Source organism: Endozoicomonas sp. (genome assembly GCF_051008435.1).
Classification (GTDB): Bacteria; Pseudomonadota; Gammaproteobacteria; order Pseudomonadales; family Endozoicomonadaceae; genus Endozoicomonas_A.
In genome coordinates this window covers 1-12342 of the sequence record NZ_JBPCXO010000563.1, presented here as the reverse complement: position 1 = coordinate 12342, position 12342 = coordinate 1, and the positions used below count along the sequence as shown (strand labels likewise).

General features: G+C 48.1%; 11 protein-coding genes and 2 tRNA genes. 2 read left to right on the top strand and 11 right to left on the bottom strand.

Annotated elements, in window-relative coordinates; translation table 11 throughout:
* Positions 1-549: 549 nt before the first annotated feature.
* The 11 genes from ACR2PX_RS28995 to gspE all read right to left on the bottom strand — a co-directional run bounded on the left by ACR2PX_RS28995 (position 550) and on the right by gspE (position 8957).
* Positions 550-626, bottom strand: a tRNA-Asp gene (locus ACR2PX_RS28995).
* 65 nt (positions 627-691) lie between these two features.
* A tRNA-Val gene (locus ACR2PX_RS28990) sits at positions 692-767 on the bottom strand.
* A gap of 290 nt (positions 768-1057) precedes the next feature.
* Complete coding sequence (gene gspM, locus ACR2PX_RS28985) at positions 1058-1567, bottom strand: type II secretion system protein GspM (RefSeq protein ID WP_434002829.1); 510 nt, start codon at positions 1565-1567, stop codon at positions 1058-1060.
* 5 nt (positions 1568-1572) lie between these two features.
* On the bottom strand, positions 1573-2988 hold the full coding sequence (gene gspL, locus ACR2PX_RS28980) for a type II secretion system protein GspL (protein ID WP_434002828.1): 1416 nt from the start codon (positions 2986-2988) through the stop codon (positions 1573-1575).
* A 9-nt stretch (positions 2989-2997) separates the two neighbouring features.
* The gene (gspK, locus tag ACR2PX_RS28975) at positions 2998-3975 is read right to left on the bottom strand and encodes a type II secretion system minor pseudopilin GspK (RefSeq protein WP_434002827.1); all 978 of its coding nucleotides are present in this window, start codon (positions 3973-3975) and stop codon (positions 2998-3000) included.
* On the bottom strand, positions 3972-4700 hold the full coding sequence (gene gspJ / locus ACR2PX_RS28970; protein WP_434002826.1) for a type II secretion system minor pseudopilin GspJ: 729 nt from the start codon (positions 4698-4700) through the stop codon (positions 3972-3974). The genes gspK and gspJ overlap by 4 nt, the downstream gene beginning before the upstream one ends.
* The gene (gspI, locus tag ACR2PX_RS28965; protein WP_434002825.1) at positions 4697-5092 is read right to left on the bottom strand and encodes a type II secretion system minor pseudopilin GspI; all 396 of its coding nucleotides are present in this window, start codon (positions 5090-5092) and stop codon (positions 4697-4699) included. Before gspI ends, gspJ begins: the two co-directional genes overlap by 4 nt.
* Positions 5073-5657, bottom strand: coding sequence for a prepilin-type N-terminal cleavage/methylation domain-containing protein (locus tag ACR2PX_RS28960; protein WP_434002824.1), 585 nt, complete (start codon positions 5655-5657; stop codon positions 5073-5075). Before ACR2PX_RS28960 ends, gspI begins: the two co-directional genes overlap by 20 nt.
* The gene (gene gspG / locus ACR2PX_RS28955; protein ID WP_434002823.1) at positions 5654-6088 is read right to left on the bottom strand and encodes a type II secretion system major pseudopilin GspG; all 435 of its coding nucleotides are present in this window, start codon (positions 6086-6088) and stop codon (positions 5654-5656) included. Before gspG ends, ACR2PX_RS28960 begins: the two co-directional genes overlap by 4 nt.
* Before the next feature lie 152 nt (positions 6089-6240).
* Complete coding sequence (gene gspF, locus ACR2PX_RS28950; protein WP_434002822.1) at positions 6241-7461, bottom strand: type II secretion system inner membrane protein GspF; 1221 nt, start codon at positions 7459-7461, stop codon at positions 6241-6243.
* Positions 7462-7490: 29 nt separating this feature from the next.
* Complete coding sequence (gspE, locus tag ACR2PX_RS28945; protein ID WP_434002830.1) at positions 7491-8957, bottom strand: type II secretion system ATPase GspE; 1467 nt, start codon at positions 8955-8957, stop codon at positions 7491-7493.
* Between the two features lie 413 nt (positions 8958-9370).
* On the opposite strand from gspE, the gene ACR2PX_RS28940 reads away from it, so the two are divergent.
* Positions 9371-10018: a type II secretion system protein N gene (locus ACR2PX_RS28940; RefSeq protein ID WP_434002821.1), complete on the top strand. Its 648-nt coding sequence runs from the start codon at positions 9371-9373 to the stop codon at positions 10016-10018.
* Between the two features lie 34 nt (positions 10019-10052).
* Positions 10053-12176 (top strand): type II secretion system secretin GspD, encoded by a 2124-nt coding sequence (gspD, locus tag ACR2PX_RS28935; RefSeq protein WP_434002820.1) that lies wholly within the window; start codon positions 10053-10055, stop codon positions 12174-12176.
* Positions 12177-12342 lie beyond the last annotated feature (166 nt).

Sequence of the window (12342 nt, the reverse complement as noted above, 5' to 3'; positions counted from 1 at the left end):
ATGTATTGTGAAAGGGTGCATCGTGCGGTAGTCGGGCGAGTAGTACTTCTCACTTTCATCCCTGATAAACAATCATTTGGGTCAATTATCAAATTTCGGAACACGCTGTCAATGCGTAAGTCCTACTGCATTAACCAGCTGACAACCATACTTTCATAAGACGTGTTCTTTAACGCCTGATGCGTACCTGCCTTGGTCTGAGTCATCCTTCTGGGCATTGCGCTACCTTTTATTTTTTCGAATCAGAAGCTACATATATCGTTCGCCAACAGTACCGGCCGCTAACCAATTTATCCACTAAAAACAGGACAATGAACTCCAACCCTAAAAATAAACCAACGTACTGTTTTAAAAAGGAAAACCAAAGTGGAGGAAGTAGTACCTCAGTTCCTCCAGAAAACCTGAGAAAAGAGAAAAAACGAGAGGAGTAGGAAGGAAGGTGTGAAAAGGCACTGTTTTTCCAAACCAGGAAAAAAGGCAAAAACCCTTTATACGTAGTGCAAAACGAGAAAAACCCTGTAGACGACTGTCTACAGGGTTTTTGGTATATGGCGGACCGGACGGGACTCGAACCCGCGACCTCCGGCGTGACAGGCCGGCATTCTAACCAACTGAACTACCGGTCCGCTGCATTTTTCACACACTGCTTATAGTAAGCAAATGTGCGGTCACGCATTCTCTTTCGAGAAATTGGTGGGTGATGACGGGATCGAACCGCCGACCCTCTGCGTGTAAAGCAGATGCTCTCCCAGCTGAGCTAATCACCCGACTTCTCTGCGCGTTGTGTTGCGCTGAAGTGAGGCGAATATTATGTAGATCAGAGGGAAGTGTCAAGAGGAAAAACGCGGCAAAAGTAGAACTTTGGTACTCTTTCTTTGGATTTTTCTATTCCTTCATTCTCAGAGCAGTGTCTTAATGAATGTCTTCATTACAAATATCAGATCATGGCTCTGTATCACCACTGTATAATTCGGGAGGAAGGATCCAACCTTCCTCGAACTATTGTCGCTTATATGAGGACAAGAGTGCTCTTTGTATGAACACTCCAATAGAAAGGTTAGTTCGCAAGGTGCATATAAACTTTCACACGACCTTCTTCTTTCCCTCGGTCGATCTTGACCTGTTGAATGGTTACTTCATAGCGAGTATCCAAAGCAACCATCCAGGCCAGTAATTTCTGATAAGCTGCATCTTCGATCCAGACGCCTAACCCTTTTCGGTCCGGTTGAACACGGCTTAATGTCAGCTCGGCCTGCCTGGCACTGCCTGACACAACAGAAGACAGATCTTTCTTGGCACCTGAAGATTTCTGTTTCTTTTGTGCCATTTTTGCCTGATCAATATTATCGGCAATCCATTCATGGTTGGACTGCTGGTGAGAAAACTCTTCCTGCTGCCTTTCATTCCAGGCGGTAACAGGCTCCCAGACAAAAAGATAAACGGCTGCCAGCAACAGGAAGGCCACCAGAAGATGAAGTGCTTTTCGATCCTTCTCTGGCATCAACTCATACTTCGCCTGAAGTTGGAGCCAAAGCGGACTTCTCTCGAGTAGATTGGTCAGTTTCATCTGCTTCACCTGCCTATAGTCATTCGGGCATTCACACCCGTTTTTTCCTGATTGGCACTGTCCAGACGTGCACTCAACCCAGAAGATTTCACTGCGGCGAGTAGCTTGTCGACCCCTTCAAGGTTGTCCGCTTTTAGCTCAAGTATCAGCTTGCCTGAGGTCTCGTTGAAATCCATACTGACGGGTCTCAGCTTAAGATCGGGTAATGAGGACGATACGGCAGAGACCTGCTGCAACAGAGGTAAGAAAGGTTCTCCCCCCGTTTTTTGTCCCGCATTTTTCAAACGACTTTCCATACGGCTCTTGAGGTTCATATTGCCAGTCGCATTGTTCTTTGCTTCCAGAACCTGCTGATCCTGTGGAAAGACCTCAAGATACAATGCTGCGGCATCCTGCCAGTAATCTTGTGCTTTCTGATGCAACAGAACCCCTTCCCCAACTTTCAATCCCAGCTCAAGTAATAGCCAGACAGAAGCCACCAGGGCAAGAGGCTTCCAGCGTCGGAGTTTTCGACTGGCTCTTTTAGGACATTGGTATGGACCATGACGAAGGTCTACCAGCTCTGCAGGTCGTCTGGAAGCAAAATAAAGTTCTGCCAGATATTCAAAGACACTCCCGGTCAATGATTCTTCTTCTACCAGCCAGCCATTTTCGTCCAACCACTGTTTGACCTGTTCTTTCTTGTCTGTGGCTAAGGGCGCCAGTCCACCAGCAAACTTCATTCTGGCATTAACAAGAGCGGTTGATTCTTCTAAAGAGGGATCAGCATCCGTCTGCAGAATGTCATCACAGGCCTTTTCTCCCCAATGACTCAAGACAAACTTCAATGCTTCATAATCCAGACAGACGCTGGATTTGGTCGGGGCCGAAAGAATAGCTGAATCATTTTCAAGCAGGAGATTCAATTCCCGAGGCACTGCAGACAAAAACTGAATCTCTGCCATCACTTGTTGAGCTGAAATACCCTGACCATCAAGACAAGCTAATAAAGACTGCATCTGCTCATGAGGAGCCGCAGACACTGATACCTGATCACTTTTCCGATGGAGATAGCTGGCCAGATGCATCGACTCAATATCGTCCGCCAGTTCCTCTTCAATCATAAAAGGCAGTGCGGTAGACAGGTGCTTTCGCTGGCCGCTGTTTATAGACAGCTGCTTGTGCATAACCAGAGTTCCTGGCAGAAGCACAACCACCTGGTCTGGCATTTCATCTTCCAGAGCAGTTTCATCCAACGCTTTTTTGTCATCGGGCTGCTGGACTATAAACTGGATCCAGTCTTTTTTGACCTGCCCCAGCTCCGAGATATGAATATCTCCCGAGAGCTGCCCATTCCCGGCAAAAGCCCCCCACTGAACACGGGTGTCTGGCTCAATCCGGGAAACCGGTGGTGGTATCCGAATCAACAGGATATTTTTCATTATTAGACCTCAGGATTCCTTCTTGGCACTTACCCAATAATCGTTGGGTCCAATCTCACGACCGGCGTTTTGAACCTGCCCTTCTGCATTACGATACAAAAGGGTTCTTAAATAGAATGTCGTATCTCGATACGTTGCCTTGATATAAGCAGTGAAATATTTACTGGCAACATCCAAAGGCACTTCATTAAGAGCAGCGGTTTTATCTTTCAGGGCTGGTAACTTGGCCAGCTCTTCCATTTTGGCGAACCCTTCTGCACTCCGAGCATCAATAATAGCCGCTACATCCCCTTCTGTGAGTTTATCAGAGAGGGAACGCATCACTTCTGGCAGCGCTGTGTTGACATTGATCTTGGTACTATTGGGTAAAGCTGTCACCAGAGGTGCCAACAGTTCAAACTCAAAACTGCCAATACCCTGAATTAATCTTAACTCGGAGAGTGAGACCAGAGGTGCATCCGCTGTTCGTCTGGGAGGGTCCATCACCAAATAATTATTATCTTCTGCTCCAGCTTCAGTGGGCTCCTGATCAGTGTCGATCCAGTCTTTGATGGCTGAAGCAATTTGTACATCCAAACCCAGGTTCTGCAGCATTTTCTGGAACATGCCATCGAACGTCTTGCCATCCAGTGCTTCTGCAGCAAGCCCGTTCAGATTAAACCGGCTGGTTTCATCGACAATCACCAGCTCGATCTCACCTTGATCCACTGCGTATCCCACTTCCTGAACATTCCAGCGCTCACTTTCATGATCCATGACCTTTTTCTTCTTTTTGTCATCTTCCGCATCCTGCTCAAGGAGCAAAGCAACATACTGTTCAGCACCCAGGGCTAGGTGCCTGGCCTGAATGCGCTCCAGATAACGGGTATTCTTTTCAGTATGAAGCCAGAGGCTGGTGACCATCTGAGAAGCCATCAACGTGATCATGGCGAAAATCAGCAGCACATAGATCAGGGCAATGCCTTGTTGCTTGTTAACTGATCTCATTGCTCACCCTCATCATCGTCACCCTCTTCCTCATCCGACTTCTCGGTAGGTGCCTGCTGCTGATCCGGTTTCTTCTGTGCATCGGAGGGCTTGTAATCCGTCCCCGGTAAAATGGTCACCAGAGTTCCAAAACTCGCATGCTGCAAGGTCAGCTCTATGGCACGAGGCATCACCGGGTCTTCAGCTTTCTTGGTCTCTCCAGCAGGTTTGGGCCCCTGGGATTGCTTCGCCGGTGGCCAGCTGCTGCTCCAGCGCTTTTTCTCGTCCATAAAGCGCAATTTCAATCCCTGCACATTGCTGAGGATGACTTGCCGGATCTGAACAGGGTCTGGTGCCCGATCCAGTGTTAGCCAGTAGTAACGGACCAGCTCACCCTCTTCCAGGTCATAGGCCACCCGTTGAAGATTACTCCTCAGTTCCTGCAGAGGGTTGCGCCAGCCAGATCGGGTAAATTCCAGTGCAAAACCATCACGACTGGGTGACTTAACAGCCGGCTGGCTGTCACCAAACTCATCTCTCACTGGTCGCGCAGCCATCTGGAACAGATCTTTTTCCAGAATCAGCTGGGCCCGCTGAATCTCATCCAATCTGTCCAGTATCCCGTCGGTCACCAGTTGAGCCCGGCTGACAGAATCAAACAGCTTGTAGGCTGCCGTACTGATCATGGCAAAGAGCATAATGGCAATCATCAGCTCAAGTAGCGTGAACCCTTTGCTCCCCCTCATTTCTTGGGTTTCCTCAGATAGGAGTCCAGAGAAAACATCGGGATATCATCATCACCCGGCTTTTGATTACCGACAAAAACATCCACAACGATCTTCCTGAAGTCTCGCTCACTGGTATCCCTGACGGTTTGGCGCACATACCAGTAATATCCGGCATAATTCTCAACCTTTCCTCTGATACCCTTGTCAGGCCAGTTTTTTTCTGCCTGAAGCCGACTCAGGTATTGATCGGAAACCTGTGCAGCCAACACCTTTTCCTGCATATATCGGGTTAGGCGAATACTGTTACCGTCCACCAGCATCAACATGGAAGCAGCCACAGCAAATACAACCAGAGCTACCATCACCTCAATGAGGGTGAAGCCATTAGAACTAGCGGACGACTTCGACATCGGACAAGCCATCAGTTTTCAGCACCACCCTCTGCTTCTTGTTTTCATTGGGAACGACATAAAGAGAAAAAGGGGTTACCTGATAATCCGAATAAAACACCACCCTGGGGCCCTCATCTCTGGGTTCAAGATAAGGAAGATCACCTTCAGCGGTATTCAGATAAACATTCAGACTGTCAGGCAACTTATAAGGTTGAAACGGTGTCTCCGTAATGGCTACCCACTCAGTGCTTTCAAGCGGTAATACCCACCAGTGATAACGGCCGTTTTCATCAATGGAAAAGCCATATTCGGCATTGTCTAGCAGAGCCTTGTCCCTTACCTGTGAGAACAACACCTGTAACCTTGCAGCCTGCTCCTGCACAGTTTTCTGCACGTTACCAGTGATCGGACTGAGAAGCGTGATACCTAGCAAAATCCCGATAATCAGGATGACAACCAGCAACTCAACCAGAGTGAAGCCCTGGTTTTGTTTGCTATCCGGCTTGCTGCCTTCCGACATCAGAGTGTTCATTGAATCCCTGTCGCTTTGAAACGTTTGATCAGATAACCTGGTTAAACTCACGACTCTTCCCAGTTAGTGATATCTGCATCAAGGCCTTCTCCGCCTTCACGCCCATCAGCTCCCTGAGAATAGAGATCGTATTTGCCATGATTTCCGGGCTGAAGGTAAATGTAAGCATTTCCCCAGGGATCAACCGGAGCCTTTTTCAAATAACCTTCAGGGTTCCAGCTTCTGGGTTCAGGGGTAATTGTGGGCTTCTTGACCAGCGCTTCGAGCCCCTGGTCCGTGGAAGGGTAAAAACCATTGTCGAGCCTGAAAAGCTCCAACGCCTGGGAGATCGTTTCAATATCGGATCGAGCCACTGTCACCTTGGCCTGATCAGGACGGCTGAGAATTTTTGGCGCTACCATGGCAGCCAGTATCCCCAGAATCACGACTACCACCATGATCTCAATAAGGGTAAAACCTTTTTGTACCTGTCTTGTCATCATTTTCACGACCTCATCAATGGATTCCGTACCGAAGAAGTGGATCCACTGCCGCCACCTCCAGAGAAATCTGCCCGTTCACCTGCAGACCCTGTCCTGTACGTCCTGTTTCTATCTGTACAAACACCACCAGGACCTGGTGGCATTCGCTGCGTTCAGTTCAACAGCTGGTTCATATTCAAAATGGGCAGCAGAATCGCAAGGACGATCACCATGACCACGCCCCCCATAACGACCAGCATTAAAGGTTCAAAAAGTCCGAGCAGCAGAGACACTCTCCCGTCTAATTCCATCTGCTGGTTCTGGGCAGTCCTGTCCAGCATTTCGTCCAGCTCACCCGTTGATTCACCACTGCCGATCATATGAAGCATCAAAGGCGGAAAATAACCGGTTTCCGCTAAGGCTCGATTCAAACTCGAACCTTCACTAACCCTGCGGGCAACATCTTTCACTGAGTCACAAATTGCCCGGTTATCAATGACCTGAGACGCAATAACCAATGCTTCTACCAGAGAAACACCGCTTCGCGTCAGTATGCTCAACGTGCTGGCAAACCTAGCGGCACTCAGCGTTTTGCTGAATCGACCCAGAATCGGCAGACGTAAAAAGAATCGGTCCCAGGACATTCGAATGGCAGGTTTTTTAAGAGCCTGTTTAAAAGCCACAATGCCAAAGAAAATAATGCTGAAAATAAAAGGCCAATACGATTGAAAGCCTTCACTGGCAGCAATCAGTGCTACGGTAATACCGGGCAAATCCTGGCCGGTATCGACAAAAACCTTCACAACATCCGGCACCACATAACCCAACAGGAAGCTAACAATCCCGAGGGCAGCCACCAACAGAATGAGCGGGTACAACAATGCCTGCTGAATTTTCTGGGTGGACTTCATCCGGGCTTCGGTATAGTCCGCCAGCCTGTTTAACACTTTGTCCAGATAACCCGCATGCTCACCGGCCGATACGGTGGCCCGGAACATCTGGGGGAAAATATGGGGAAAATCTTCAAGACTCTGAGCCAGGGTGTAACCTTCCAAAACCCGAGAGCGTATCGCCAACAACATATTTTTCAGTCTGCGCTTTTCCTGTTGAGAGGCGACGCCATACAGCGCTTCTTCAACAGGCATTGCAGCTTGAATAAGGGTTGCCAGCTGGCGGGTCAGCGTGGCCAGTTCAACGGCCGAAACACCCCGTTGAAATAGCGTCGATACTCCGCTGGAATTGTTTTTTTTCTGTTCCGATACCGGACTGACCGACAAGGGTGTCCACTCCCTGTCACGAAGCATTTGCCGGACATGCCGGTTACTGTCGGCTTCCAGAGTTCCCTTGTGCTGTTTGCCCTGCTGGTCGAGGGCTATGTATTCATATGCAGCCATGTCGTGCGGTTATCCGCCTCCGATACGGATTAATCTTTCTGGGTCACCCTGAGCACTTCTTCCAGTGTTGTCAGACCAGCCAGTACCTTCTTAGCGCCATCTTCCCTTATGCCAGTAGAGCTCTTTCTGACATAGTCAGTAATCGCCTGCTCTCCCTCGCCAGCATGAATCATCCTTCTAATCTGTTCATCGACCATGACCACTTCATAGATACCTGTCCGGCCTCGGTATCCACTGTGGTTACACTCTTTGCAGCCTTTTGCATGATAGAGATTGGGAGCATTAGCCATCTCTACACCGAGCTCCCGGCATTCCGCTTCATCGGGCTGGTACGGCTGTTTGCATTGGTCGCAGAGCATTCTTACCAGGCGCTGCGCAATCACGCCCAACAGACTGGATGACAGCAGGAAAGGCTCTATTCCCATGTCCTGCAAACGGGTTAATGCACCAATGGCCGTATTGGTGTGCAGAGTTGAAAGTACAAGGTGACCCGTTAAGCTGGCCTGAACGGCAATTTCTGCTGTTTCGGTATCACGGATCTCACCCACCATGACCACATCAGGATCCTGACGAAGAATGGCTCTCAACCCTCTGGCAAAAGTCATATCCACCTTGGTATTCACCTGAGTCTGGCCAATACCTTGAAGGTTGTATTCAATAGGATCTTCTACGGTGAGAATGTTTCGACATTTGTCATTCAATGAAGTGAGACAGGCATAAAGTGACGTGGTTTTACCGGAACCCGTTGGCCCGGTTACCAGAATGATGCCATAAGGTTTGGCCAGCAAACTGGATACTCCCAGAAGATCCTGACTGTCCATCCCCAGATGCTTGAGCTCAAGACGCCCAGCTGCCTTATCGAGAAGACGCAGTACTACACGCTCACCATTGCTGGATGGAAGCGTGGAGACCCTTACATCCACCTCTTTACCAGCAACTTTCAGGGAGATACGGCCATCCTGAGGAACACGCTTTTCAGCAATGTCCAGCCGGGCCATAACCTTGATTCTCGAAACCAGCAGTGCCGCCAATGTTCGCTGGAGGCTGAGAATTTCCCTGAGAACGCCATCGACCCTGACCCTGACAACCAGATTACTTTCAAAGGTTTCAATATGGACGTCTGAAGCGCCTTCCTTGATGGCTTCCGTTAACAACGCGTTGATCAGACGAATAACAGGAGCATCATCACTCTGCTCAAGTAGATCTTCTGTGACCGGTACCGCTTCAGCGAGGCTGCTCAGATCAAGATCGTCACTGATCCCGGCAGCATTCTGCAAGGCTTCAGAACTGTCATTGTGATAACACTCGGATAGAACTTCAGAGAGTTTGTCTGTATCCACCTTGCGATAAATGGGGGACTGACAGGTAATTCGGGTGACTTCAGAGAAAATATCCGCAGAGGGCACTGAACGAAAATAGAGCACGGGCTGTTCCTGCTCCCAAACCAGTACCACTCCATGCCGTTTAGCAAAGGTAAATGGCAGACGCTGCAGCATCATTCCCTGATTTTGGGATTCCGGATCATCTGGAAGGGCAGCTGTGTCAGTCAAGACTAACTCCTTGGATAATTAATAATTCCAGAACTTCTTAATTAGGGTTGATTGATGACGGCTAGAATCAATCAGGTATTTTTTTACTCAAAGCCCTGGAAATTGAATTATTCTTCAAGCACATCACAGGAAGTGTGATCCAATATCCGAAATTTACAACTGAATTTTAAAAATGGCTCAAACACAACCCAAACTTTATGCTCGAACAGAAATTCCTGATTACCTGCAATTAATTGGAAACTGTTTTTGGTTAGAGCGTCAGCTTTTAAAAGTAGCACTCTTATGCTTTATTTAGATTAAGAATAGTCCATGACCCAGCATGCCTTCCCTAATCAAGTGAACATTAAATAGAGAACACTATGAATTCAGAGGTCATGGCCACCTATTTAAAATGGGGCCATCGAAAAAACCGCATTGTACTGACCAGCCTTCTGACAATCGCCATGATTGTCTCATTAGGCATTCAGTCTTTTTCCTTTTATGAATCACTGCTAAAAGATGATGCTCTTGATAATTCTGAACAGGTGTCTCAGGTCCAGCCTTCAGAAGAAGTTCTGACTCCCAGGGATTTCGAATTACTGTTTGGAGCCAATCATCAGCCTGAAGTCGCCAAGCAAACCGCCGATATTCCTAAAACAAGATTGAACCTGGTACTCAGAGGCGCCGTTGGTGAACGTGGTCAGAAGAACAAAAATTCAAGTGCTATTATCCAAGGCAGCAATCAGGACAAGCTTTATGCCATCGGAGATACACTTCCCGGCGGTGCAATACTGAGGGAAGTACATTCGGACCATGTAATTTTAAGTCGCAATGGCCAGCTTGAAACCCTTTATTTTCCGGATGCTGGTAAAGATGACAGGGCTTTACAGGAATTCAAAAGCCCCGCAGATGCTATGGATAAAAAAACAGAACGCCCCGGCTATACTCAGGAGCCGGATGGAAAATCACTTGAACAGCGCATGCAGGAGTTAAGAGACAAGCTTCAGCAGGCGAATCAAGGGATTTGATACAAGAATTAAAACCTCTTCATATGGTTAAGTGATGAAAACTAAAGACTGTCCATTTGTATCCATGGCCTTCAGACCTCTGCTTGCTGCATTGCTTACCCTAAGCCTTCAGAGCAGCGTTTCTGCAGCACCTGTTCCAACAAATCCAGCTGCCAACCCAGCAACAAAATCCCCTTCTGAGGCCTTGAAAGCTGAATCAGCGAAGGATAAGAAGTGGTCTCTGAACCACAAGAATGCTGACATCCGGGAGTTCATTGAGCAGATTGCCAAAATCACTGGTGAAACTTTTGTCATCGACCCCAGAATCAAGGGCGGAAACACCGTTACGGTCATTTCTTCCAAGCCACTGAGCAGCGACGAAGTTTACGACGTGTTCCTGGAAGTCCTTTCCGCTAATGGCTATGCCGTGATCCCCAAAGGCAACATCATTAACATAGTGCCCAGTACCACGGCAAAAACCAGCTCACCCAGCGATAACAAGAAACCTCGTGATGCTGTAATGACCACTCGAGTCATAGAACTGCACAGCGTTTCAGCCATTGAACTGATTCCAATCATTCGTCCTTTGATCGCTCAATACGGGCACGCAGCCGCTTCAGCATCCAGTAATGCCGTCATTGTCAGTGACCTTGCAGACAACGTCGACCGTATTACCAAGCTGGTCAGAGAACTGGATGAAACCGGCAATAACGATTACGAAGTGCTTCAACTCAAGCACGCCTGGGTGGGTGATGTCTCCAAGATCATCCAGGACACACTGGTAACTGGTAAAGGGCAACTGCCCAGCGGACTGCAGGTCATCGCCGATGAACGCAGCAACCGTCTGGTTATCAAGGGCAACGCCAGTAAGCGTCAAAGAGTCAGAAAGCTGGTAGAAACTCTGGATAAGGAAGGAATTCGCAAGTCCAACACCAAGGTTATCTTCCTCAGCTACGGTGATGCCAAGAACATCGCAGACATCCTTGCAGAAGCGTCCTCAACCATTCAGGACAGTCAGGAAAAGAAATCCAAGTCTTCCGCTTCCGCACAACAAGCTGTTCCCCAGCAGCCCTCTTCTCCCAAGGTTCAAACCAAAGGGCAGCCTTCCGGTAAGAGCAAGAGTGCCAAATCAGCACCCAATGTTTTTGTTAAAGCCGATGAGACCCAGAATGCTCTGATCATGATTGCTGATCCGGACACTCTGGCAGAAATGGAACATATCGTACGTCAGCTTGATATTCCGAGATCTCAGGTTCTTCTGGAAGCTGTGATCGTGGAAGTTTCAGGCGGCATTGATGATGCTTTGGGTGTTCAGTGGGGTATTGACGGTAAAAAGACGATTCGTGGAGAGTCCACTACGAGCGGGTCCGATGGTAAATCAACAACCACCGTTTCAGGGACTAAAAGCAGTATAACCGGTCATATTCTGGATAATTCGGCGATTACACTGGGCTCCCTGGCCCTGAGAGGCGACAATTTTGGTGTACTGGTCTCTGCACTGAGTGCCAAATCCAATAACGACATACTCTCTACTCCCAGTATGCTGACTCTGGATAACCAGGAAGCTGAATTCCTGGTAGGTCAGAACATTCCTATCAAGACCGGCTCCTATCAAACTTCAGCCGGTGGTGGCAGCAATAACCCGTTCACCACCACTGATCGAAAGGATGTCGGTATCAAGCTCAAGATCACTCCCCACCTCAGTGAGGGTAATGGCATCAGACTGGAACTGGAGCAGGAAGTTTCTTCTCTGGATGTAAGCACATCGGAATCCCTGCTGAATAATGGCGACCTCATCTTCAATAACAGAACACTGAAAACCACCGTTCTTGTGGATGATGGCCAAACCATTGTTATTGGTGGCCTGATTGAAAACATCAAGACCCAGACCAAGAAGAAAGTCCCTCTACTGGGTGACATCCCTATCATTGGAAACCTGTTCCGATATGAACAGGACAAAAGCCAGAAACGAAATCTCATGTTGTTTATCAGACCGACCATCATGAGAAACTCTGAAACACTGGCCAAGGCGACCAAAGATCGCTATACCAAGTTGAAAGTAATTCAGCACAACAAGAAAGCACCGGATATGCTGCCGGATGATCCATCCACCCTGTTTGAACCCGAAGCATTTGATCTGCGCAAAAAGGATAAGAAAATTTGGCAGACTAACGACTGATATTCTAGGTCGCTACAAAAAAGCCAGGTTATTTAACCTCAATGCTGTTCACTTAATGTTTGAAATTAACTGATCAGCTACCAAAATCCGACTGAGAACCCTCAGTCGGATTTTTTTTGTGTCTATTCAACAACTCTTACTTTCAATGGATGAGCTTCAGACGTTT

Coding starts and splice junctions, on each gene's coding strand:
- gspM (WP_434002829.1), bottom strand. CDS start 1,567: ATGAAACTGACCAATCTACTCGAGAGAAGTCCGCTTTGGCTCCAACTT.
- gspL (WP_434002828.1), bottom strand. CDS start 2,988: ATGAAAAATATCCTGTTGATTCGGATACCACCACCGGTTTCCCGGATT.
- gspK (WP_434002827.1), bottom strand. CDS start 3,975: ATGAGATCAGTTAACAAGCAACAAGGCATTGCCCTGATCTATGTGCTG.
- gspJ (WP_434002826.1), bottom strand. CDS start 4,700: ATGAGGGGGAGCAAAGGGTTCACGCTACTTGAGCTGATGATTGCCATT.
- gspI (WP_434002825.1), bottom strand. CDS start 5,092: ATGTCGAAGTCGTCCGCTAGTTCTAATGGCTTCACCCTCATTGAGGTG.
- gspG (WP_434002823.1), bottom strand. CDS start 6,088: ATGATGACAAGACAGGTACAAAAAGGTTTTACCCTTATTGAGATCATG.
- gspF (WP_434002822.1), bottom strand. CDS start 7,461: ATGGCTGCATATGAATACATAGCCCTCGACCAGCAGGGCAAACAGCAC.
- gspE (WP_434002830.1), bottom strand. CDS start 8,957: ATGCTGCAGCGTCTGCCATTTACCTTTGCTAAACGGCATGGAGTGGTA.
- ACR2PX_RS28940 (WP_434002821.1), top strand. CDS start 9,371: ATGAATTCAGAGGTCATGGCCACCTATTTAAAATGGGGCCATCGAAAA.
- gspD (WP_434002820.1), top strand. CDS start 10,053: ATGAAAACTAAAGACTGTCCATTTGTATCCATGGCCTTCAGACCTCTG.